The organism is Lysinibacillus sp. UBA6686 (genome assembly GCF_002455205.1).
In the GTDB taxonomy this organism is placed as follows: domain Bacteria; phylum Bacillota; class Bacilli; order Bacillales_A; family Planococcaceae; genus Lysinibacillus; species Lysinibacillus pakistanensis.
On sequence record NZ_DKJS01000001.1, the window covers coordinates 8,871 to 31,903 of the forward strand.

Annotated in this window: 25 protein-coding genes and 1 pseudogene; 19 read left to right on the forward strand and 7 right to left on the reverse strand. The window is 36.9% G+C overall.

Features of this window, described 5'->3' with window-relative positions; genetic code table 11:
- The first annotated feature begins 281 nt into the window (after positions 1-281).
- The 14 genes and pseudogenes from ribE (B2R82_RS00050) to splB all read left to right on the forward strand — a co-directional run bounded on the left by ribE (B2R82_RS00050) (position 282) and on the right by splB (position 11,862).
- Positions 282-920 (forward strand): riboflavin synthase, encoded by a 639-nt coding sequence (gene ribE / locus B2R82_RS00050; RefSeq protein WP_286922925.1) that lies wholly within the window; start codon positions 282-284, stop codon positions 918-920.
- Positions 921-943: 23 nt separating this feature from the next.
- A pseudogene (ribB, locus tag B2R82_RS00055) lies at positions 944-1,543 on the forward strand (3,4-dihydroxy-2-butanone-4-phosphate synthase); the annotation flags it as partial.
- A 34-nt stretch (positions 1,544-1,577) separates the two neighbouring features.
- On the forward strand, positions 1,578-2,045 hold the full coding sequence (ribE, locus tag B2R82_RS00060; protein ID WP_286922926.1) for a 6,7-dimethyl-8-ribityllumazine synthase: 468 nt from the start codon (positions 1,578-1,580) through the stop codon (positions 2,043-2,045).
- A 138-nt stretch (positions 2,046-2,183) separates the two neighbouring features.
- On the forward strand, positions 2,184-3,632 hold the full coding sequence (locus B2R82_RS00065; RefSeq protein ID WP_286922927.1) for a spore germination protein: 1,449 nt from the start codon (positions 2,184-2,186) through the stop codon (positions 3,630-3,632).
- A gap of 123 nt (positions 3,633-3,755) precedes the next feature.
- Complete coding sequence (locus tag B2R82_RS00070; protein WP_286922928.1) at positions 3,756-4,781, forward strand: C45 family autoproteolytic acyltransferase/hydolase; 1,026 nt, start codon at positions 3,756-3,758, stop codon at positions 4,779-4,781.
- A 307-nt stretch (positions 4,782-5,088) separates the two neighbouring features.
- On the forward strand, positions 5,089-6,396 hold the full coding sequence (locus B2R82_RS00075; RefSeq protein ID WP_286922929.1) for a GHKL domain-containing protein: 1,308 nt from the start codon (positions 5,089-5,091) through the stop codon (positions 6,394-6,396).
- 117 nt (positions 6,397-6,513) lie between these two features.
- Positions 6,514-7,062: a histidine phosphatase family protein gene (locus tag B2R82_RS00080; protein ID WP_286922930.1), complete on the forward strand. Its 549-nt coding sequence runs from the start codon at positions 6,514-6,516 to the stop codon at positions 7,060-7,062.
- Positions 7,063-7,086: 24 nt separating this feature from the next.
- Positions 7,087-7,935, forward strand: coding sequence for a GNAT family N-acetyltransferase (locus B2R82_RS00085; RefSeq protein ID WP_286922931.1), 849 nt, complete (start codon positions 7,087-7,089; stop codon positions 7,933-7,935).
- Between the two features lie 130 nt (positions 7,936-8,065).
- Positions 8,066-8,674, forward strand: coding sequence for a transglutaminase-like domain-containing protein (locus B2R82_RS00090; protein WP_286922932.1), 609 nt, complete (start codon positions 8,066-8,068; stop codon positions 8,672-8,674).
- An 89-nt stretch (positions 8,675-8,763) separates the two neighbouring features.
- Positions 8,764-8,985 (forward strand): DUF2829 domain-containing protein, encoded by a 222-nt coding sequence (locus tag B2R82_RS00095; protein WP_283871584.1) that lies wholly within the window; start codon positions 8,764-8,766, stop codon positions 8,983-8,985.
- Between the two features lie 54 nt (positions 8,986-9,039).
- Positions 9,040-9,795, forward strand: coding sequence for a 3-oxoacyl-ACP reductase (locus tag B2R82_RS00100; protein ID WP_286922933.1), 756 nt, complete (start codon positions 9,040-9,042; stop codon positions 9,793-9,795).
- A 152-nt stretch (positions 9,796-9,947) separates the two neighbouring features.
- Positions 9,948-10,457, forward strand: coding sequence for a QueT transporter family protein (locus tag B2R82_RS00105; protein ID WP_286922934.1), 510 nt, complete (start codon positions 9,948-9,950; stop codon positions 10,455-10,457).
- Positions 10,458-10,596: 139 nt separating this feature from the next.
- Complete coding sequence (locus B2R82_RS00110) at positions 10,597-10,821, forward strand: transcriptional regulator SplA domain-containing protein (protein WP_286922935.1); 225 nt, start codon at positions 10,597-10,599, stop codon at positions 10,819-10,821.
- Positions 10,822-10,833: 12 nt separating this feature from the next.
- Positions 10,834-11,862, forward strand: coding sequence for a spore photoproduct lyase (gene splB / locus B2R82_RS00115; protein WP_286922936.1), 1,029 nt, complete (start codon positions 10,834-10,836; stop codon positions 11,860-11,862).
- A gap of 35 nt (positions 11,863-11,897) precedes the next feature.
- Here splB and B2R82_RS24005 read toward each other — a convergent pair whose 3' ends face one another.
- Positions 11,898-12,083: a hypothetical protein gene (locus tag B2R82_RS24005; protein ID WP_349680267.1), complete on the reverse strand. Its 186-nt coding sequence runs from the start codon at positions 12,081-12,083 to the stop codon at positions 11,898-11,900.
- Between the two features lies 1 nt (position 12,084).
- On the reverse strand, positions 12,085-12,366 hold the full coding sequence (locus B2R82_RS24010) for an NUDIX domain-containing protein (protein WP_422655553.1): 282 nt from the start codon (positions 12,364-12,366) through the stop codon (positions 12,085-12,087).
- A 130-nt stretch (positions 12,367-12,496) separates the two neighbouring features.
- Between B2R82_RS24010 and B2R82_RS00125 the strand changes: the two genes are divergently transcribed.
- Entirely contained in the window at positions 12,497-13,432 is a 936-nt protein-coding gene (locus B2R82_RS00125) for an arginine deiminase family protein (protein WP_286922937.1), read from the forward strand.
- Positions 13,433-13,451: 19 nt separating this feature from the next.
- Positions 13,452-14,765: an amino acid permease gene (locus B2R82_RS00130; protein WP_286922938.1), complete on the forward strand. Its 1,314-nt coding sequence runs from the start codon at positions 13,452-13,454 to the stop codon at positions 14,763-14,765.
- On the opposite strand, the gene B2R82_RS00135 is transcribed toward B2R82_RS00130, so the two are convergent.
- Together B2R82_RS00135 and B2R82_RS00140 are read right to left on the reverse strand one after the other, a co-directional pair.
- Entirely contained in the window at positions 14,762-15,517 is a 756-nt protein-coding gene (locus B2R82_RS00135) for a YqcI/YcgG family protein (protein ID WP_286922939.1), read from the reverse strand. The two genes, B2R82_RS00130 and B2R82_RS00135, sit on opposite strands and share 4 nt — an antisense overlap.
- A gap of 383 nt (positions 15,518-15,900) precedes the next feature.
- Positions 15,901-16,338, reverse strand: a complete 438-nt coding sequence (locus B2R82_RS00140; protein WP_286922940.1) for a MarR family winged helix-turn-helix transcriptional regulator — start codon at positions 16,336-16,338, stop codon at positions 15,901-15,903.
- Positions 16,339-16,458: 120 nt separating this feature from the next.
- Between B2R82_RS00140 and B2R82_RS00145 the strand changes: the two genes are divergently transcribed.
- On the forward strand, positions 16,459-17,046 hold the full coding sequence (locus tag B2R82_RS00145) for an NAD(P)H-dependent oxidoreductase (RefSeq protein WP_286922941.1): 588 nt from the start codon (positions 16,459-16,461) through the stop codon (positions 17,044-17,046).
- 24 nt (positions 17,047-17,070) lie between these two features.
- On the opposite strand, the gene B2R82_RS00150 is transcribed toward B2R82_RS00145, so the two are convergent.
- The 3 genes from B2R82_RS00150 to B2R82_RS00160 are packed head-to-tail and all read right to left on the reverse strand — an operon-like array spanning position 17,071 to position 20,590.
- Positions 17,071-18,144 carry a sensor histidine kinase gene (locus B2R82_RS00150; protein ID WP_376781191.1) on the reverse strand — a complete coding sequence of 358 codons (1,074 nt, stop codon included), beginning with the start codon at positions 18,142-18,144 and terminating at the stop codon, positions 17,071-17,073.
- Positions 18,141-18,818, reverse strand: coding sequence for a response regulator transcription factor (locus B2R82_RS00155; protein ID WP_286922943.1), 678 nt, complete (start codon positions 18,816-18,818; stop codon positions 18,141-18,143). Before B2R82_RS00155 ends, B2R82_RS00150 begins: the two co-directional genes overlap by 4 nt.
- Before the next feature lie 17 nt (positions 18,819-18,835).
- Positions 18,836-20,590 (reverse strand): ABC transporter ATP-binding protein, encoded by a 1,755-nt coding sequence (locus tag B2R82_RS00160; RefSeq protein WP_286922944.1) that lies wholly within the window; start codon positions 20,588-20,590, stop codon positions 18,836-18,838.
- Positions 20,591-20,869: 279 nt separating this feature from the next.
- Between B2R82_RS00160 and B2R82_RS00165 the strand changes: the two genes are divergently transcribed.
- Together B2R82_RS00165 and B2R82_RS00170 are read left to right on the forward strand one after the other, a co-directional pair.
- Entirely contained in the window at positions 20,870-22,126 is a 1,257-nt protein-coding gene (locus B2R82_RS00165; RefSeq protein ID WP_286922945.1) for an MFS transporter, read from the forward strand.
- A 128-nt stretch (positions 22,127-22,254) separates the two neighbouring features.
- Positions 22,255-23,019: a MerR family transcriptional regulator gene (locus B2R82_RS00170; protein WP_286922946.1), complete on the forward strand. Its 765-nt coding sequence runs from the start codon at positions 22,255-22,257 to the stop codon at positions 23,017-23,019.
- Positions 23,020-23,033 lie beyond the last annotated feature (14 nt).

Here is a 23,033-nt window from a genome sequence, read left to right on the forward strand (position 1 = left end):
GCAAATCCAAAACCGACAGTGATAGTCTGGATGGGAGAAGAACGATGAGATGACGACCTATGGAAAAAAATAGAATTTCATAAGGTTTATTTGCTGACGTCTTATTTATATGAACTCCCAAACCCCTTTCAAGCGAAGGGGTTTTTTCTTTAATTGGGATAGAACGCTTAAAGTGATTGATAGCATTAGAAAAGCGAAGGATTGACCTCAAAAACTGATGGATAGAATCCCAAAACCGATGGATAGAGCCTTTAACACGTAGAAAGAAAGTAGGTGGAAAAATGTTTACAGGGATTATTGAGGATATTGGCACAGTAAAAACCTTGCAAAAAGATCAGCAAAGTATGAAAATAACGATCCTTTCAGCAAAAATGGTAGAGGATGCAAAGCTCGGAGACAGTATAGCGGTCAATGGTGTCTGTTTAACAGTGACAAATTTTACTGATCAAGAGCTAACGATGGATGTCATGCCAGAAACGGTGAAGGCAACGAATTTGCAGCAGCTTGCTGTAGGAGACCCCGTTAACTTAGAGCGTGCCATGCCTGCAAATGGACGATTTGGTGGCCATTTTGTAGCAGGGCATGTGGATGGAGTAGGGAAAATAGTATGTAAACGACCATTAGCAAACGCAGTTTATATCGATATTGAGCTATCCGATGATTTAACAAACTATTGTATCCCAAAAGGCTCCATTACGATTGATGGTACGAGCTTAACGCTTTTTCACGTCGAGCAAAAAAGTGTCACAGTATCACTGATACCACACACGTATAAAGAAACTATTTTAGGTATGAAGAAAATTGGCGCTCTAGTGAATATTGAAACGGATTTAGTTGGAAAATACATTTTGCACCAGCTAAAGCATAGTCAGGAATCTCCGACTATTACGAGAGACTTTTTAGCACAAAACGGATTTTAACAAAAAGTGAGGAGGTGCCAATATTGCTGCATACAATTGAAGAAGCAATAGAGGATTTAAAACAAGGCAAGATGATTATTGTAGTAGACGATGAGGATCGAGAAAATGAAGGAGATTTATTGGCTTTAGCAGAGTATATGACACCTGATACGATAAACTTTATGGCGACATATGGAAGAGGACTTATTTGCACACCAATTACACAGCAGCTCGCACAAAAATTAGCCTTACAGCCGATGGTAAGTAATAATACAGACAATCACCAGACAGCATTTACCGTTAGTATCGACTATATGGATACATCGACAGGAATTAGCGCCTTTGAACGTGCAATGACAATTAAAAAAATGATTCAACCACAAGCGAAGGCAAACGATTTTCGTAGGCCAGGCCATGTATTTCCGCTAATCGCAAAGGATAATGGTGTGTTAGAGCGGAGGGGTCACACTGAAGCAACCATTGATTTAGCTAAGCTTTGCCACAGTATCCCCGCAGGCATTATTTGTGAAATTATGGGGGACGAAGGAAAAATGCTACGCTTCAATGAACTAGTCAACTATGCAGGGCATCATCAGCTAAAAATAATTTCAATTGAAGAATTGGCGTTATATCGCCAGCAAAATCTCAAAATGACAATTTAAAAAGGAGAATTTAGAAATGGGTAAAACTTTTGAAGCGCAATTAATTGGTACAGACTTAAAAATTGCTATCGTAGTAGGTCGATTCAATGAATTTATAACAAGTAAATTATTAGACGGAGCCCTCGATGGTTTAAAGCGTCACGGTGTAGATGAGAACTTTATTGATGTAGCATGGGTTCCTGGTGCATTTGAGGTTCCGTTTATTGCAAAACAGCTTGCGGAAACAAAGAAATATGATGCTATCATTGGTTTAGGAACAGTGATTCGTGGCTCAACAACACATTATGACTATGTATGCAATGAATCAGCAAAAGGGATCGCCAACGTATCATTAACAACAGATGTACCTGTCATTTTTGGCATTGTGACAACTGAAAATATTGAACAAGCTATTGAGCGTGCGGGTACAAAATCAGGTAATAAAGGCTATGATTCCGCAATGTCTGCTATCGAAATGGCGAATTTAAAGAGAATGATTGGCTGAAGCAAAGTTTTAATTTATCTAAAGTATCTTATCTATAAAACCTGAATATTTTAAACAAGCATGGGGAAAATATTGTGTAAGTATATGGATGCATGTACGAATCTGGAGCTGACTCAGTAGGAGATGAGGAATATTCAAATGGAACAAATCGTAAATTTGCAAACTTTGAAGGCACTATTTCAACGCTCTGCTGATGTGATTTTTCAAAGGTATATAATGCAGCAGCATACGGTACATGTTATTCATTGTGATGCAATGATCAATGAACAGCTACTACAAACCGTTATTGTTCGAGGGCTCCAATCGATGTTTGAAAATACTTCTGATAAATTATTAGAGGAAGATATTTTAAATTATCTACACGTTCCACATTTAAAAAAAATCTCAGAAAAAGAGGAAGCCATTACAAAACTCTATAAGGGACATGTGCTGCTGTACTTTGAAGACGAACAATTATTATTTACAAGTTATATTCCTAAAAAGCCAAATCGAGAGCCTAGAGAAACAGCCCTTGAATTGGTTATAAAGGGTCCAAGAGACGATTTTATTGAGGATATCGATATTAATATTGCTTTATTACGAAAACGATTACCTACAAATTCGTTAAGTGTTGAAACATATGAAATCGGCAAACGTTCTAAAACAACTGTAGCAATCCTTTATATGGATGATATTGTTAATAAAAAAATGCTAGAGGACATCAAAGTACATCTTAAAAAAGTAGATACGGATATTGTGTTTAGTGGAGATATTTTAATGGAACGAATTGAGCAAAGTGCAAAAATTCTTCCTAGACATGATTATACAGGGCGTCCTGATTTTGCTGTTCAGGCCTTAATCGATGGTCGAATTGTGATAATGGTGGATGGTGTCACTTATGCTATTATAACACCCGCTAACGTGCTGCTAGTATTTAAATCAGGTGAGGATTATTATTATCCGATAATTGTAAGTTCTATGGAAAGATTGCTCCGTATTGTGGGTATATTAATTAGCGTGCTTTTACCAGGCTTTTGGCTAGCACTTACGACTTATCATCAAAATCAATTACCGTTGATTCTTTTAGCAACAGTTGTACAATCAAGGACAGGGCTTCCATTTCCTACGATTCTAGAAATACTACTAATGGTATTTATGTTTGAAATGTTCCGTGAGGCCAATATGCGTCTTCCTAGTATCATTAGTGGGTCCATGAGTGTCGTTGGAGGTTTAATCATTGGAGATGCAGCGATTAAAGCTGGTATTACAAGTCCTCCAATGATAGTTGTGATTGCTATTTCGAGTATCGCAGCCTATACGCTTGTCAATCAATCCTTTGTCACGGCAATGAGTATATTTCGCATTATCATTATAGTAGCATCAGCATTTTTCGGCTTGTATGGCTTCTTTATAGCAATTTTTTTCATTCTTCTATTTACGGCAAATTTGCGAGTTTTTGGAATTCCATACTTAAATGTAGGAGCAGATTTAAATTGGCAGGATATGAAAAAATCTTTAGTGAGATTATCTCCTAAAGGCTATGGTAAACGTCCAGCATTTTTAAATGTGCAGGATAAAACTAGAACATCTCGTCAAAGAAAAAAATAGGACTAGGTATAGCTGGCTGTACCTAGTCCTTTTCTTTGGTTCCATATAACATTTTCTTGACCTTCTATTTACTTGAAGCTTTATAATATCGAAAAATGAGTTGATAAGGGAGAGAAAATGAACATGTCAGGTTATGAAGAGTTAGTCGTCAAAGTTGAAGATGTGAAAGGTAGCTACTACCAAATGGGTTTACAGCAAGGCAAAGGGCTATTATCTTTATTGCAAATGCAAAAAGATGCTTTATTGCACTTAACCAGGTCTACTAATACTCAAATAGCGAAACAACTTTTACAGAAACATTGTCCACAGCTCATCAATGAAATGGAGGGCTTGAGTGCTGGTACAGCTCTATCGTTAGACACTGTGCTTAGATTGTACAGTGGCTACTCTATTACTTTTCCAGAGATGGGCTGCACAGCATTTATGCGTGATGGGATGTATGTCCGTAATTATGATTTCAGTCCAGCTTTGTACGATTCTAGGCTTGTTTTCTCTAACCCAGAGAATGGTTATGCAAGTATCGGGTTCAGTCAGCAAATTATTGGTAGACTGGATGGGATGAATGAATACGGGTTAGTAGTTGGGCTGCATTTTGTTAATCATGAGCATTCCGAAGAAGGCTTTATTGCCTCTACAATTATTCGTATACTATTAGAGCAATGTAAAACAATCGAAGAGGCATGTATGTTAATAAAGGAAATTCCACATGGTTACTGCTATAATTATTCTATGACAGATTGTAGTGGGAGAGCCATTGTAGTCGAAGCCTCTCCCCAGAAGCAAGTGATTAAGCGGGAAAATTCTTTCATTTGTACAAATCATTTTGAGTCTATACATTTAATAGAAAAAAATAAGAAAAGGATAGAAGGCTCTATTCATAGAAAACAATTTTTAACAAAACTACTGAAGGAAGAACTCACGACAACAGCTCTCTATCAACATTTTAACGCTGAAAATTCACCATTATTTTATCATAATTATCAGGAATACTTTGGCACATTACATACGATTATTTATCAACCGAAAACATTAGAGATTCTTGTTGGAATCGGCGGGAATGCGCAGCCAACAGCATTTTCATTTAAAGAATACTTGGAGGGGGCACTAATGCTTCCAAAAGAGATAAAGGGCATCATCTATACAAATTAAAAAAGTTGAGCTGTGTGTAAAAATCATACATGCTTTCGAAAAAGGAGGTAGCTTCCATGCTACTCTCTTTTTTTACTTTGCTCTGCACTAAAAATAAAAATTGCTTTTATGATTTTGATAAAGTAGGATAAACAAGACTATATTACTCTAAAGGAAAAACAACAAACAATAAGAAGTAGTTTATTATAGTATAATGATTACGACTATTTACATATTTGTTTCTGTTGACATTAGCCGCTATCAAAAAACTTGCTCCAGCTACATCATGTCATTATTCATTTCTAGAGATGAGGAAGTACCACTTAGTATGAAAAACCGAAAATTAAAACTAATCCTAATCCTATCAACTATTTTATTACTACTGTTTACGAGTTTAAATATCTTTACATCTTATATTAAGATGAAAAAAACGGTGGAAGAATCTATTGCGAACCAAAGTCTTGAAGCTGCTATTTCGATTGCATCTTCTATTGACGTGGATGCGTACCAACAATTTATAAATAACCCAGAAAAGAACGATTATTATTGGGAATTACGAAGCTATTTAAATGATGCGAGAATTAAACTTGGAGCCTTATTTGTTTATACCTTAAAGGTAGATAATCCTAAGGTCTCACATGCCATGATTATGGGGATGCCTAGCGAAATAACAGAAGGCTTTGATATAGGGGAAGTCTGTACGGTTCCTGAACGGCAAGTACAACGGGCTTATAAGGGAGAAACATTTGTAACAGAGGTAATACCAGATTCTGTACATGGTTCTTACCTTTCAGTTGGGGCACCAATTAGAGATAAAACTGGTACTATCATCGCCTATCTTGGCATTGATATAAGTGCAGATACACTGAATGGTATTAAAGGAAAAGTAATTGAGGACAATCTCTTTATCTTTATTTTTAATGGCGTATTAATTTTAATCGTCATTGGTTCATTTTTATTTTTACAAAGATGGTATCAAAAAGAGGTTGCCAAAGAGGTTGGAGCTACTGAGGATACCTATCAAGCTGAAATAAAGACCTTAATTACCTCTGTCTCCTCTCTAAGACACGATTTTACCAATCATATACAAGTATTGCATGGACTACTTCAGCTAGATAAACCTGAACAGGCTAAACAATATTTATCCTCATTGTCGAAAGAGGTGCAGGCGATTAAGTCACTGAAGTTAAATATTAATCATCCTGGCTTATCAATTTTATTGCAAACGAAAAAATTAACAGCGCAAAACCATAATATTGATATGGATTTCACCATCTCACAGAATGACTTTCATAAAATAAAGACCACGGATTTAATTAAAATTTTATCAAACTTAATTGATAATGCCATTGATGCGGCAACCGAATTACCAGAGGGGCAACGGAGAATAACCATTTGTTGTCATGCAGATGATTTGTCTTATGAATTTAAAGTTACCAATACCGGGCCAAATATTTTAGATGCTTGTCAAATATTTAAGCAAGGATTTTCCACTAAAAAACAAGAAAATGGGAAAATAAGAGGGCAGGGCTTATTTATTGTTAATGAAATAGTCCATAAATATAACGGGCAAATTTCGATTGATTCATCCAAACATTTAGAGACAACAGCCATTGTAAATATTCCAATAAAATAAACACCCAAGCTTCCTATATAAATTGTAGGAAGCTTTTTTGGCTATGTAGTAATCGTTTCTGACAACTGATTCATATATTACTATGAAGCTAAATGGTATTATTAGGAGGAAAGAAAATTGAATATATCAGATCTTGATTTATGGAGAAAGGGTGGATTCATTTTATATGCACGACATGGAGAAGCGACGGTCGGTATAGATCAGCAAAATTTATGTTTTCAAGATTGTATGAGTCAGAGAAATTTATCTGAGGAAGGGCAGAGGGAGGCAATATATTTTGGACAACTACTGAGGTATTGGCAAATCCCGGTTGCACCACCGATTATCGCAAGTCCGTTTTGCCGTACAATTGAGACGGCACAGCTTGCATTTCCAACAACATATATACAAATTGACCCATTTTGGTTTGATATCTATTCTTTAGATGGAAAAATCCCTCCAAATGAGCAGACGAGAATACTGTCAAACTTACAGGCTGTATTAGAAAAGAAGCCTCCATATCGAATGAATCAAGTGATTATTGCCCATAGCTTTCCAGAAGGTATAGGGTTAGGCCATATTTCAAATATGGGGATGGTTGTTGTGAAGCCACTTGGTGCTGGAAATGGCTATGAAATTGTCAAAAAACTGACTTTGAAGAATTTAGCTCAACTTAATTACCAGTAATTTTACATTGAAATGAGGGACAATATGACTATCAAAACACTATCACAATGTACATTAGAACAAGGACTACATGCTTGGAATAAAGGATTTGAAGGGTATTTTGTCGAGATTGATATGAGCGAAGAGATGTTTTTAACTCGACTTGTGGGAGAAGGACTATCGTCAAAGCTGTCGATTGTTGCATTTGCAAATGATGAACCAGTTGGCATTGTGATGAATGGTTTTAGACAAATTGATGGCAAGAAAACTTCTTGGAATGGAGGAACAGGCGTCTCTCCGAATTATCGTGGAAAGGGTGTCTCTCGAGCTTTAATGGAAGAAACTATAGCCATTTATGAAAGAGAGCAAGTTGAAATAGCAACTCTTGAGGCTATTAAAGAGAATGAAGTAGCCATTGCTCTATATAAGAAATTTGGCTATGTCATTACAAATAACCTACTCTTTTTAAGTGGAGATTTTGAGGCGAAAGTTGACAAGCAAAGGTCATTTCAGGCCAACACGATAAGACCAGAGCAGCTTGCGCATTTACCCGTTTATCGGGAAGATGTTCCATGGCAATGTAGCTGGCAAAGCAATAAACAAGGGGAAGCGAAAGTTTTTTATAATGACGACCAGGAAGCTATCGGTTATCTATTATATAGAACGGTATGGAATCAGGAGGGAGCAATTGACAGAATTATTCTATACCAGTTAGAGCTATTAGAAAATGGTAAGGTGGAAGATATACCATACTTCCTATCGACCATAACGGATGAAAAGGTAAAAATCACAACAGTGAATTTTTTAGCAAGCAACCCCGCAACGGATTTTCTCATTAAAAATGGACTTGAAGTGACAACAGAGCAGGTACAGATGAAGAAGTATTGGGGTTAAGAATACATTGCATAAAAACGTCTTAATTTAAAGGCGTTTTTTTGTTTTGAACAGCAGTAATATAATTAATATGTTTGTATTAATATTCAATTTTGGTTATAATTATACTAAAAGGAGGATTAGATTTTTTATGAAGCTAATTCCTGAAGCTACGGATTTTAACGAATATTTGCAAGAACTGGATGTTGTGGATTATCATCATCCAATTATTTATCAAAAAATTGGTGAGATTTTTGAGAACCAATCTTCAGAAATAGAAAAGGTGAAGGCTGCTTTTCTATTTGTTAGAGATAAAATATCTCACTCGTGGGACATTCAAAGTACAAATATTACTTGTAAAGCTTCAGAAGTTCTAACATATGGTGAGGGAATCTGTTACGCAAAGGCTAATTTATTAGCTGGGCTATTAAGGGGGGCAGGAATTCCAACTGGTTTTTGTTATCAGCGGTTAATGCTCTTTCATACCCCAGAGGAAGGTTATTGTCTCCATGCCTTAAATGGGGTTTATCTCAAGTCTTTAAATCGTTGGATTCGTTTAGATGCTCGTGGCAATAAACCGGGTGTTCAGGCTGAATTCTCTGTAAATGAGGAAATACTCGCCTTTTCAATAAACGAGAAGCTAGGAGAAAAAGATTATCCTATTATCTACACAGCACCCAATAAAAACACAATGGCTACTTTAAATGCACATACAAATGCATTAGATATGTATATGCATCAATTACCTGATGCCTTATAAAAATATTTAGCAGCATGTTATTCTGTTGTCAAGATTTGAGAATTCCAGTATACTAGTTCGATAAAGAATGTTGAAAAAGGATGAATGGCATGACGTTTGAAGAAATATTACCACGCTTAAAAGCAGGAGAAAAAGTAATCCGTAAGGGCTGGGGCGGTGCAGAATTGTATGTAAAGCTAGTTGGCAAAGAAGAGCATGAAGGCGAGACTTTAAATCCTTATTTTTTAATTAATGTACGGGGTGAAGGCTATACAATGTTTACACCGACAGTTTGTGATTTATTAGCTGAAGATTGGATCATTGTTGATTAAATAAAGGAGACCATCTCAATAGAGGTGGCTTCTTTTGTTTTGAGGAGAGATGGTATGAAATTTGAAGAGTATCAGGGAAAGACAGTTTTTATTACGGGTGCTGCTTCAGGAATTGGTCAGGCACAGGCCATTGCTTTTTTAGAAAATGGCGCAAATGTATTTGGGTTTGACTTGGACGAGGCTGGTTTAATCTACTTACAAAAGCAATTTCCTGGGCAATTTTCTTATTGTTTAGGCAGTGTAAGTATTAAAAAGGATGTTGAACAGTCGTTTTTTAATGCAATATCACTATTTAAGCAAATCGATATTTTATGTAATACGGCAGGTGTTTTGGATGGCTTTGCCAAAACACTGGATACAGATGAAACGCTTTGGGATGCTGTTATGGATACCAATTTAAAGGGAACTTATTTCGTGACGAATATAATTCTTCCCCACATGGTAGAAAGAAAGTCTGGTGTTATTATTAATATGGCATCGATTGCTGGACTAGTTGCAGGTGGTGGAGGTGCAGCTTATACAGCTTCTAAGCATGCCATTGTTGGCTATACGAAGCAGTTAGACTTAGATTATTGTCGTGAAGGCATTCGTGCTAATGCTATAGCACCGGGTGCCATCCAAACACCCATGACTAAGGCCGATTTTGAAGGGGAAGGGGAAATGGCCAAATGGGTAGCCGATGAAACGCCTGCTGGTCGCTGGGCACAACCGCACGAAGTAGCGAATTTAACACTCTTCTTGGCAAGTTCTGCAGCTGATTATATTCATGGAACTGTTATGCCAATTGATGGTGGCTGGCTGACAAAATAGCATTGTTCAATAAGATATTCTTCTGCTATAATACGCAGGTAAGCAAAAAATGGCTTACACTGCGGCACTTCAGATAGGGCGAAAAGCTCTCTTCCTTTGGTCGTAGTTATTACTAAAATAGCGCATATGCTATTTTACAAAGGAGAATAAAATTGAATACATCTATTGTAAAAGAGTCTAGCCGTATTTCTGTAAGTGAACTTACAAAGACGGCCCTTGTTGCAGCTTTATATGTTGCTGTAACTGTTTTATTGTCAGTCATTAGCTTTGGCGCTGTCCAGCTACGATTGTCAGAGATGTTTAATTATCTGGCATTGTACAATAAGCGCTATGTTGCAGCGATGACGATAGGCGTAATACTCGCTAATTTCATGTCGCCAACATGGATATTAGATGTGCCGATTGGTGGGATTGCGACTTTTCTAGTGTTAATACTTTGTAGAAGCATCACAAAACATATGAAAAATGACATTGTAAAAATGGTAGTAACCGCATTGATTTTTGCTATATCAATGTTTACGGTTGCTGGGCAATTAACAATCCTTTATGATCTTCCTTTTTGGGCTACATGGTTTACAGTGGGCGTAGGGGAATTAATGTCCATGACTGTAGGTGGTCTAACTATTTATTTATTAAATAAAAAAATTGATTTATCGAAATAAATTTTAAAAAGCGGGCTACAATAGAGGCCCGTTTTTTCGCGTTTTTCAGAAGCTAAAATTGTGAAAAGAATTTTTTTAGATAAACATAATTTTCATATATTTTCACCAAACTAATGGAAAGATGGAGGCAGGTGAAGAGATGCAGCAACAATACAATGTCGGTGATATCGTTTACATTTTTTATCGCAATCCTCATATTCAGGATGTAGCGAATATACAGGAAGCTGCGGTGGTTTATCATCCAGAACAACCAGAGCAGCTAGCCCTTTTTTTATTTGAAACATATTATCCAATAACAAATGACCTATTGATTTTTTCGAGCGAGATGGCGGCTGAGCAAGCCTATCATCAGTATTTTCATTGAGGGGGGACCACCATGATTAAGCCATTTATCCCTCAGCTTGTTTATTTTGAGCCAGATGCACTCCAGTATCCACTGGGGCAGGAGCTAAAAGAAAAGTTTGAGCAGATGGGTATCGAAATTCGTTATACAACCTCGCACAATCAAGTGAGAAATCTTCCAGGTGACAACGACTTTCAAAAGTATCGAGTAGCTAAATCTACATTAGTTGTAGGGATTCGGAAAACGTTAAAATTTGATACATCAAAACCCTCAGCAGAATATGCGATTCCATTAGCAACAGGCTGTATGGGTCATTGTCATTACTGCTATTTACAAACAACTATGGGCAGTAAGCCTTATATTCGTACCTATGTGAATGTCGATGAAATTTTAGAACAGGCGAATCATTATATGGCAGAACGAGCCCCTGACATCACAAGATTTGAGGCATCCTGCACATCCGATATTGTAGGAATTGATCATCTTACACATTCATTGAAGCGAGCCATTGAGCATTTTGGTCAAAGTGAGTTAGGTCAATTACGATTTGTGACGAAATTCCATTACGTGGATCATCTATTGGACGCTAAGCATAATGGTAAAACAAGGTTCCGATTTAGCGTAAATGCCGATTATGTCATTAAGCATTTTGAGCCAGGCACGTCTTCATTAGTGAAGCGGATAGAGGCAGCTGGTAAAGTGGCAAGGGCCGGATACCCGCTTGGCTTTATCGTTGCTCCCATTTATCTTCATGATGGATGGCAGGAGGGTTACTACCATATGTTTGAGCGATTGGATGCAGAATTGCCAAAAGATGTACGAGAGGATATAACGTTTGAGTTTATTCAGCATCGCTTTACAAAGCCAGCCAAACGCGTGATTGAAAAAAATTATCCCATGACGAAGCTAGAGTTAGACGAAACGGTAAGAAGGTATAAATGGGGCAAGTACGGTATAGGCAAATACATTTATCAAAAAGAAGAAGAGGAAGATATTAAGGAACATTTGTATGGTTATATGCAAAAATTTTTTCCTCAAGCGAAATTAGAGTATTTTACGTAGCATTAGAGTAGAGAGAAAACTTGGTAGTTTTCTCTCTAAAGTATTTGCGATAAATACCTCTCAATAAACTTCCGATTTGAAGATGTTAAGCCATCTGGTAAATCTATGAATGAGAAGTATTGCATTGTCTCTGATTCATGATAATTAATCATTAAATCGCCTTTTACATTTCTTGTATAGTAGACGGCTGTAACGGCGTAAAATTCATCCCCGTTAGACATTTTAACATAATAATCTTGCCCAGAAAAAATACCTAGGAACTGNNAACTGTAGATTTGTAATAGTCAACCCTGTTTCTTCAAACACTTCTCTTTTGGCGGTATCTTCTAAGCTCTCTCCTAATTCCATTAAACCACCTGGAAGTCCCCACCCACCTTCGTATCTTTTTTGCAATAATACTTCATTTGCGTTATTTAGAATGATGACAGCTGAACCAGGTAAAATAATAGGCTGATGTCCTACATATTGTCTTAAAAATTGATAGTATTCCAAGGTAACACTCATTTCTATAATTATTTTTATCTTTGTATTAATTATCTAAATAATCTAGAATTCCTTCTTTTCATTGTATTTGTATAATCTGAATCACGATGGTAACGCTAACAGAGATCGTTATGAAGAAGGGGAGAATAGGATGGACTCATTTCAGGTGAATTGTTGGTCGGAGCATGAGGAACTGAAGGTTGTTATGCTTTGTGAACCTTCTATTTTTGATGTAACAGATTTAAAAATAGCGGAGAATATAGGCTGGAGTGCAACTGTTAGCCATAAAAAAGCAATGGAGAATTATATGGAGCTGAAGGCAGCATTTGAACATGTAGGTATAAAGGTTATAGATTATGCTAAAGAACTTGCCAATGAACAACAATTGTTAAGTGAGCAGCTTATTAATCGTTATTTTGTGCGTGATCTGGCCTGTGTTATTGGTAATAAAATGTTACCGGGAAATGCAGGTAGCTCGTTAAGACGTCCAGAGTATCCACTTGCTCATTCACTTTTAGCAAAGTGGTTTCCAGAACAATTTATGCGTAAGCTGCAACCTGCCCAATCACTGGAATGTGGAGATGTGATGCTATTAAATAAGGATGCTGTGCTCATTAATCTTGGTATGAGAACAACATTAGAGGCTATCGAAAGCATGAAATCTTATATTTTTCAACAAGGATTTTCTGAAATTGCTGTAATTGATCTGCCAAAAGGAAATGATACGCTTCATTTAGATATGAATTGCAATGTCGCGAACGTTAACTTAGTGATTGCTAAAAGCTTTGTGCGTTATTTTTCTGTACAGGTGTTCACAGCCCAAAGCAGTCATTTTGACATGGTAGAACAATTTTTACAACGACATGGATTCGAAGTATATTGGCTTGAAAAATATAAGACTATTCCAGACATTAACTTTGTGAATATTGATCCAGAAACATTATTAATTAGTAAGCAAGCAACGAAACAGCAATTACTGAAGCATCCACTACTACAAAAAAAGAAGTTGCTTGAAGTCGAAGTTACGGAACTTGAAAAGGGCGGTGGAGGCATTCGTTGCATGACATTGCCATTAGTAAGACAGTAAGCACGAAGGGTTGATTAAAATGACAGCTAAAACAAGTAAAGGGAGATTGTCTTGGTGGCAGCTTTCTCTTCTCGGTATAGGTTGTACACTAGGAACAGGTTTTTTTCTTGGGACCAGTATGGCCATTCATAAAAGTGGACCTGCTGTGTTAATTCCTTTTTTAGTAGCAGCAGTTTGTACTTACATTGTGTATGATGGACTTGTCAAAATGTCTGTGGCGAACCCTGATAAAGGCTCGTTTCGTACCTATGCTAAGCAAGCATTTGGTAGATGGGCAGGATTTAGTAATGGCTGGGTTTATTTGATATCTGAGATTCTTATAATGGGGAGCCAATTGATGGCACTGGGTATTTTTACGAAGTTTTGGTTCCCTGCTTTGCCATTATGGGTGGCTGCGTCTCTTTATGCAGCATTAGGGTTAGTCGTTATCCTCACAGGTATGAAGGGCTTTGAAAACTTTCAAAATATCTTTGGGGCATTAAAGGCCGCAGCAATTATGATGTTTATTATCGTAGCTGTGATGATCATCCTAAAAGGTACACAATCAGCAACACTTGATTCTTTACAATCGAATTATGAAGAGTTTTTCTCACAAGGTATAAAAGGAATTTGGCTTGGACTACTGTATGCCTTTTACGCCTATGGAGGCATTGAAGTAATGGGGTTAATGGTCATTGATTTAAAAAATCCTAAAGAGGCACCAAAAGCGGGTAGAATTATGCTCATTGTCATTACAATCATTTTTATAATGGCCATCGCACTTGCATTAGCCCTAGTCTCCTGGAAAGATTTCAATGTGGAGGAAAGCCCCTTTATTACAGTGCTTCATGACTATCATATCCCCTATGTGGCCGATATTTTTAATGGCGTTTTAATGATTGCAGGTTTTTCAACAATGGTAGCTTCGCTCTATGCTGTTATTACGATTCTCATTACACTTGCCGAAGATCATGATGCCCCTAAAATATTAGCAAAGAAGGGAAAAATGAAAGTCCCTTTTCCTGCATTTTTATTTTTAGCGGGTGGATTAGTGATAACAATTGTGATTGGTTTTCTTATGCCAGAAAAGATCTTTGAATATTTGGTTACAGCAGCGGGTTTAATGTTGATCTATAACTGGCTCTTTATTTTAGTGACGTATATGAAGCTCATGAAGTTATCCAAATGGGAGCATGTGAAAAATGCTTTAGGGATGCTACTCATTGTTGTAACGGTATCTGGCACATTGGGGGAAAAAACAAGCAGACTCGGTTTTTTCGTGAGCCTGCTCTTTATCATCCTAATAGGTATTGCGACCTGGATTGTTGTGAAAAGGCAAAGAAAAGAAGCTTAATGTACATTATTCTGTGACATTCGTGAAAAAGGACATTTAGATGGACTTCGATTGTCATCACTTAAAAAATATTGCTTCCATTCATAACTATCCTCTTGTCCGTACCATTTTAAGTCAGGATGCCCTGGAACCGCATCATAATCAGCAATACGTTGGCGAATTAGTTTTTTTAATTTTTGACCAAATACAGTAGTATCATTAATTTCCTCGAATATCCAGCGAGGTTGAATCGCCATTAACAACGTAGAAAAATGACGACTCCTACGCAATTTGTGGGCTGGTGTTGCACACGAGATGAAATACGGGTCACCGTTAAAACAAAATTCCCATTCAGTGTGAGTTGGATCAGTTGGAATTTCTTTTGGCCAATCGATATCATCAATTTTAGTTAGATTGTTTAAAATGGTCCAAAATAAATGTTGGTAATCCGATACTTTAAAACTATTAAGCATATCGTTTGGGGTTTGAAAGAAAACAGCGAGGGTTGTATATTTTCCATATGTTTGTGAGGATTTCGCGTAATCCTTTAAGCATTGAGCTAACGTCCTGATAGATTGTTCCTCCCGTGGATCCCCAACAAAACTATAGCGTAGATGGTTCGATAAAAAACCCATCCTTGCTGGTACACATGGAAAGGTATTCGCTTCATCAGCAATCGTGGCTGCAAAATCCCTATAGGCTGATTGTTGCCAAAATGGAAGTGTCTCAAGATGTTTCTCCATCCACTTCCTGTCAAATACTACTACTTCCACTTGAGTCTCCTCCTTCTATACATCTTTATACTATTAAAGAAAAAGCGAATGGGTTACGAAATCATGATGAATATATTGGTATTCTTTAAGCCGTTTTTTATACACACTATTCGTTTTCTACGTTATGAAGGGGGGAAAACACATGCTGCTAGATAAACAGGGGAAACCCTGCTCTTCATATTGAAACTTATCTTTCTTATACGCCTATCATTATTTTTTCGAAGTTTCTGGAAGGGAGTAAGACTGATTAATGAGCGTTTTCGGTTCATTTATGAGCGGATTTCTATTTAGAGTGATCGTTTTCCACCACAATAGAACAGTTAGAGCAAAACAATCACCACTGCTTCAAAGGCTCAGGAAAAAACTATTGAAGCAGCATATTGTTAATCTTTTTGTTGAAAAATCTTTTGTTCAAGGACGTTTAGGGCATGTTGAATATCTTTTAGATCGTCCTGTGTCGCATGTTGAATAAGCTGTGAAAAGCGTTCTTCGATACATGCGAAGGCTTCTCCCATCATTTTATCTCCTTCAACGGACAAGCGAATATACTGCTTTCTTCGGTCCTCTGTGTCGTTAAATTTTTCAATTAGGTTTTGTTCTTGTAATTTTCGTAATTCACGACTTGTGTTGGATAGGGACATATGCTGACATTCGCTTATTTCAGTCGGAGTGACAGGATGGCTTACTTTAATATATTCGAGAATTTTATATTGAAGCGGTGTAATATTGGCTACTGTCACATTTTGAGTGAGGTCGTGTGTCACTTGATGGACAGTGGCTGTAAACGTCACGAATTGATGAAATAAACTGCTTTTATCCAATTGGATCACCTCTTATTGTCAAGATAACAAATAACTTGTCTTAAAACAATTATCATTTGACAACAAAAATAAAATGGATTATTATTTTATTATCAAATGATAAGTATTTGGAGGCGTAGGATGAAAACGTTAATTGTCTATACATACCCAAACCATAAAAGTTTAAATTATGCTTTTTTACAGGAGGTGATAAAAGGGTGTCGAGAGAACCCTGCGATAGAAGAATTACAGATACTAGATTTATATGAAGAACAATTCGATCCGCGATTAGTTTTTCATGAGCATAAACGTCGGCGGGATATGTATCGTGACCCGCAATTGGAAAAGTACCGCCAACAGCTTACATGGGCAGATCAAATTGTTTTTGTCTATCCAATTTGGTGGGGGAGACCTCCAGCAATGCTACTAGGGTATATTGATCAATTATTTGCTTCCAATTTTGCTTATCAGGATACGAAGGGATTATTTCCTATAGGGCTCTTAAAAGGAAAGTCAGTTGTCTGTGTGTCCACGATGAAGGGGCCAACGAATTATCCATTCTTATGGTTGAATAATGCCCATAAAATTTTGATGAAAAGAGCATTATTTAAATTTGTAGGGATGAAGAAAGTGAAATTTTTTGAGTTTGGGAATATGGAAAGTAAAAAGGGGAAGCAACAGCAAAAGCTTGACAAAGTGTATCGATATTTTAAAAAGGTTGCTTATTAATGAAATTATCTCGTGCAGACGTGCTTAGTCGTTTGCACGAGTTTGTGTACTGTCGATAGGTAATGTTATGTTAAAGGTTGTAAATTCAGCAAGCTTGCTCTTTACAGCAATGGTACCATGGTGCATTTCAATAATTTTTTTAACAATAGCCAACCCTAAGCCGCTACCGCCATTTGTAGCTGTTCGCGATTGATCGGCCTTATAAAATCGCTCAAAAATATGGATTAGCTGTTCTTCGGATAAACCGATGCCTGTATCTTGAATAATAACTGTAATTGTATCCAACTGCTGTGTCATCGATAAAGTGATTGTACCGCAGTCAGGGGTAAATTTAATGCTATTCGTTAGCAAATTCATCCATACTTGATTTAGCAAATCCTCGTCTGCCGTAATGCTTATATTATCAAGTTGAAGATCAAAGTCGAGTTGTTTCATTATCCAATTAGGCTCAAGTGCCAGTACAACATTGCGTAATTGTTTATCAAGTCGATAATTTTTCGCCTCGAATGGATGATGTTGTGATTCTAGAGAAGTAAGCTTAAGCAAATTATCACTAATTTTTGATAAGCGATTACTTTCTAATTCAATGATTTCTAAGTAGTGTCGACGCTTTTCTTCAGGCAGATTAATATTTTTAAGTGCCTTTGCAAAGCCATTAATAGATGTTAAAGGTGACTGTATTTCATGGGAAACGTTTGAAATGAACTCTTGACGCATTCTTTCAAGTTCGCCTAATTCCACGGCCATATGATTGATGCCATGAATTAATTGCCCAAATTGATCTTCTTCATCTGCTTTTAAATCTAATTGGACATCAAAATCACCTTTTGCCATGCGACTTAATGCATCCACAATTGTATCCCAATAGTTTCGTTTTCGATTTAATCCGATTAAAAAGATAATAGCGGCTGAACAGGCAAAGAGCACAAATACACCTATCACTGTTCCTAACTGTAGCCAAAATCCTTGAGGTTCTGCACCTAATCGACCATAAAGCCATGTCGTTGCATGATAGGCAAGAAAAGCAAATACAGTATTTGCCATGAGGAACAGGCAAAGGACCATGATCAACTTGAATAGGAATCTGCGTTTTCTCATGTGGTTAGTTCCAAGCGATAGCCAAGACCACGAATGGTGCGAATGATAAAGCCGCTCATTTCTTGTGGAAAACGTTCGCGTATTCTTTTAATATGGACATCGACTGTCCGTTCATCTCCCTCATAGTCATAGCCCCAAATTTTTTCAATTAATTGTTCGCGTGAAAAGGTTTTACCTACATGGCTCGCTAGCGTAAATAATAGCTCGAACTCCTTTAATCGAAGTATTATAATTTCTCCGTTCCAATCGACTTCATGTGTCTGACGATTAAGTTTGACATTGCCAGCTTCTACAATCTGTGAGACCGAAATACGATATCTTTTTAATATCGACTTTACACGGACAATTAGCTCAGCAGGCTCAAATGGCTTTACGAGATAGTCATCTGTCCCCAATTGAAAGCCCTTGACCTTTTGAGACGTTTCTCCTTTAGCTGTGAGCATGAGGATAGGGAGATCTGTATCGAATGAACGTATTTCCTCACATAGTGTCCAGCCATCCATGTTTGGCATCATAATATCCATCACGACCATATCCACTTTTTCAGCGGCTAACTTGGACAGTGCATCAACACCGTCCGTAGCTTCTATAACCACTAAACCTTCATTTTGTAAAAATACTTTTACTAATTCTCGAATATATCCATCATCATCCACCACTAATAGTTTTGTCATCAAAACATATCCCTTCGTCATTCCTCTTTAATTCGTAATTGCTGCTTCGCAAACTCACGATACATTGCATGTGTTTCAAAGAGCGTTTCATGTGTACCACAGCCTGTAATATGTCCTTTCTCTATAAATAATATTTGATCGGCATCTACCACTGTTGATAGACGGTGAGCTATAACTAATGTTGTGCGACCTTGCATTAAATTGTCTAACGCTTTCTGTACATAAATCTCTGACTTGCTATCTAAACTAGATGTTGCTTCATCTAGCATTAAAATTTGCGGGTTCCGTAACAGGGCTCTTGCAATGGAAATACGCTGACGTTGCCCACCGGAAAGCTTGATTCCTCGTTCTCCAACCTCTGTGTTAAACTTATCTGGCAGATCATTTATAAAGTGATCAGCATAGGCCATTTTAGCCACTTTTTCTAGCTCATCATCCTGCACCTCACGGTCAACACCGTAGCAAATATTGTCACGAATCGTTCCTGACAGTAGGGCACTTTCCTGCGCCACATAGCCAATTTGACTGCGCCAAGAGTGGAGTGAGAAAGTTTCAATTGGTGTATCTCCTAGTGTAATACTGCCGCTAGTTGGCTGATAATATCGCTCTAAGAGAGAAAATGTTGTTGTTTTTCCTCCACCACTTGGTCCAACGATGGCCGTTACTTTGCCTGGCTCAATGGTAAAGTTAATATTGGACAAAATTGGTTCCTCATCATAAGAGAAGTCCACATTTTTGACATAAATCGGTTGATCTACTTTTTCTACTGTTAAGCCGTTCTCAATATGTTCTTCTTCATGTTCAAGTAACTCGCTAATTCGTTCCGTAGCTCCCATAGCCTTTTGAAGTTGCGTAAAGAACATAGTTAATTGGGTCATAGGCATAATGATTTGGATTAAATATAAAATAAATGCCACCATATCGCCAGCAGTTAGTTCCCCAGAGGATACACGAACACCACCGTATCCAATAATAGCGACAAGTACTGACATCAGAACAAATGAAATTAATGGCGAAATAAGCGCATGAATTTTTGCTTCTTTTAAGCCAAAGGTAAAGAGATTCGTAATGCCCTTTTTTCCACGCTCATATTCAATTTGCTCCGCATTCGATGCCTTAACTAAGCGTGTTTCAGGTAAAACTTGGTTCAGCACGGATGTAAACTTCGCTGTCTCATCTTGCATACCCTTTGAAATCGCAAACATGCGTTTACCAAGCAACATTAAAATAACCATCGCCAGTGGAACAGCGATTAGCATGACCAGCGTCATTTTCCAATCTAAGAATAAGAGAATGATGATAGAGCCGATGATGGAAATAACACCAGATAAGCAGTTTGCTAGATGCTCCGTAATAAGCTCCTTCACGACCGCTGTATCATTGGTAACACGGCTTAATGTTTCACCAGTATCGTGTTCATCATAATAGGGGATTGGTAAATGAAGCAGCTTGCGCCAAAGTTGATCCCGTAATTTTGCCACAACATGTTGTCCAACTCGGTTTAAATAATAGATGGATAATCCACTAGCAATAGCCTGTGCGATAAAGGCAATACCCAGTAAAATGATTTGCCAATAATTAAGCGACTCTAATGAAAAGCCATCCACTAACTGTTTTGTAAATAAGGGGACGATAAAGCCTACACCCGTTGTAGCTAAACTCATAATTAAGGCAATAACTAGCAGCCAAATAGGTGGTTCAGCTCGTTTTACTAATTGTATAAAACGTCGCCAATCTTGTTTTTTAGTAGTATCTTTTGATGTTTCTTGCAAAGAAATAAGCCTCCTTCAGTGTTCTATGGCTTTTACTATAGCATCTGTTTATGAACTGAATATGAAATGAATTGTAATGAAGCTACAATAAGTGTACGAAATTACCACTTCTTAATTATTACAATAAAGAAATAATAAATAAAGAGGTTCCTTTTTTTGGAGAGATACCATATAATATTCATAAACCGACAGTCGGTCTATAACGTTCACTGAAAATTGAAATACGAGTGATGGCTGAATGATTTAACATCCATTAAGCACAGGAAAGGGGTTATTTAAATGGAATCTCAAATAACAAGAAAAGGCTTTTCAAAAGATTTTAACCTAATGGTGGTTGGACAAATTATTTCAATTTTAGGATCTGCTCTTTTAAGGTTTGCTCTTTCACTTTATGTATTAGATATTACAGGTCGTGCAGATCTTTTTGCTGTACTATTTGCAATTTCAAGTATCCCGATTTTACTTGCACCACTTGGAGGAGCTATTGCTGACAGATTCAATCGACGTAATTTAATGGTACTATTTGATTTTGTCAGTAGTGTAATCGTGTTTATTTTTTTATTTTGGCTTATAAGTGATAATAGTTCTATCGTCTTTATCGGTATCGTCATGGTGTTACTTTCACTTGTAAGTGCCATGTACACCCCAGCAGTTATGGCTAGTATCCCTGTACTTGTAGAAGAAGAGAAGCTTGAGCAAGCAAATGGCATTGTCAATGGGATTCAAGCATTGTCGGGTGTAGCGGCTCCTGTGCTAGGTGGAATATTATACGGCATGATTGGCTTAAAGGTGCTTGTCATCATGAGTGGAGTGCTCTTTTTTCTATCTGCCCTGTTAGAGATGTTTATTACCATTCCATTTAATCAACGACAACAGGACGGACATATTATCCCAACACTTATCAATGATTTGAAAGAGGGCTTTAGCTATGTAATAAAGCAATCTTTTATCTTCAAATGTATGATTTTAGCAGCATTATTAAATTTATTATTAACCCCATTGTTTGTTGTAGGTGTACCAATAATTCTCCGGGTCACAATGCAAAGTAGTGATACGTTATATGGAATAGCAATGGGATTAATCGATTTTGCTACTATTTTAGGGGCTTTATCGATGGGATACTTTGCAAAAAAAATGGGTATCAGTAATTTGTATGTTTGGATTTTCATCACAGCCTTATTGATTGTTCCAATGGCCATTTCAGTTATGCCTATTATGCTTACGATTGGCTATTATCCTTCTTATATTGTTTTTGTCATCAGCACCCTTTTGATAGCTATGATTATGACAGTTATTTCTATTTATGTTATTACAGTTGTCCAAAAAGAAACACCCAATGAAAATTTAGGGAAGGTTATGGCAATTATTATTGCCGTTTCACAATGTATGGCACCAATTGGGCAATTATTGTATGGTTTATTATTTGAGGTATTTAGTAGTAAAATCTATGTTCCAATTTTAATGATTGGTGTATTCATGGTGATCCTGGCTTTAGCAACCAACAGAATATTACGATTTGAAGAGAGAAATAATTAACTTTTTTGGGTCCCTTATATAGAAGGGACTTTTTTATTACCTCAACGACATGAAAAACAAATCTTGGAGAAAGGCTTGACCTTCAAGTTGGTTGAAGGTTTACCATTGGAAATGAGAGGTGTGATGATGTGAAAAAATATATGACCATTCAAGAGTTCTCTGAAAGAACAGGTATAGCCAAAAGCACTCTACGCTTTTATGAAACCAAAAATTTATTACTGCCAGAGGAAAGGAGCCTAAATGGCTATCGTGTGTATGCAGATAGCCAGATTGCAACTGTAAAATTAATATCCACTTTGCGTTTGGCGGATGTTCCTATTAATGAAATTCAACTTTATTTACAGGAGCAGAATGAAGCGATTCGTCAAGAGATGATGCAAAAATGGATTCAACATATTAAGAGAAAAAGAGATTTATTGGATATTAGCTTGCGTTATTTAGAAAGTGATTCTATTCGAGAGGATATTTATTTAATTGATAAAAATGATGAAAAGATTATTTGGTATACAGCCAAATCGACGACAGGGAAATTTGGAGCAAGCTTTGCACAAAGAGCAAATGAATTAAAACAATTAAATATCCGTATTAAAAGCTACTATTTAAATTATTTATCAGGGCAAGACGAAATTAAAGCTCAAATTGGCTTTGGAGTTCCAGTAGACACAAATTTAAATATACATATAGATTGTGATTTTATTGAACACATGCCTGCTTGTATATGTCTGGCACTACCCTTTAAAGAGCATATGTCAACGATTAAGGATGGTTATATTAAATTACTACAATATGCACTTCAACATAAATGGGTTCCTACTCGATCCATTCTAGAGTGGTATCGAGGTGATGATTTTACACAATTAGATTTATTGTTACCTGTTATTCAAATGGAGTAGTAAGATTTTACATA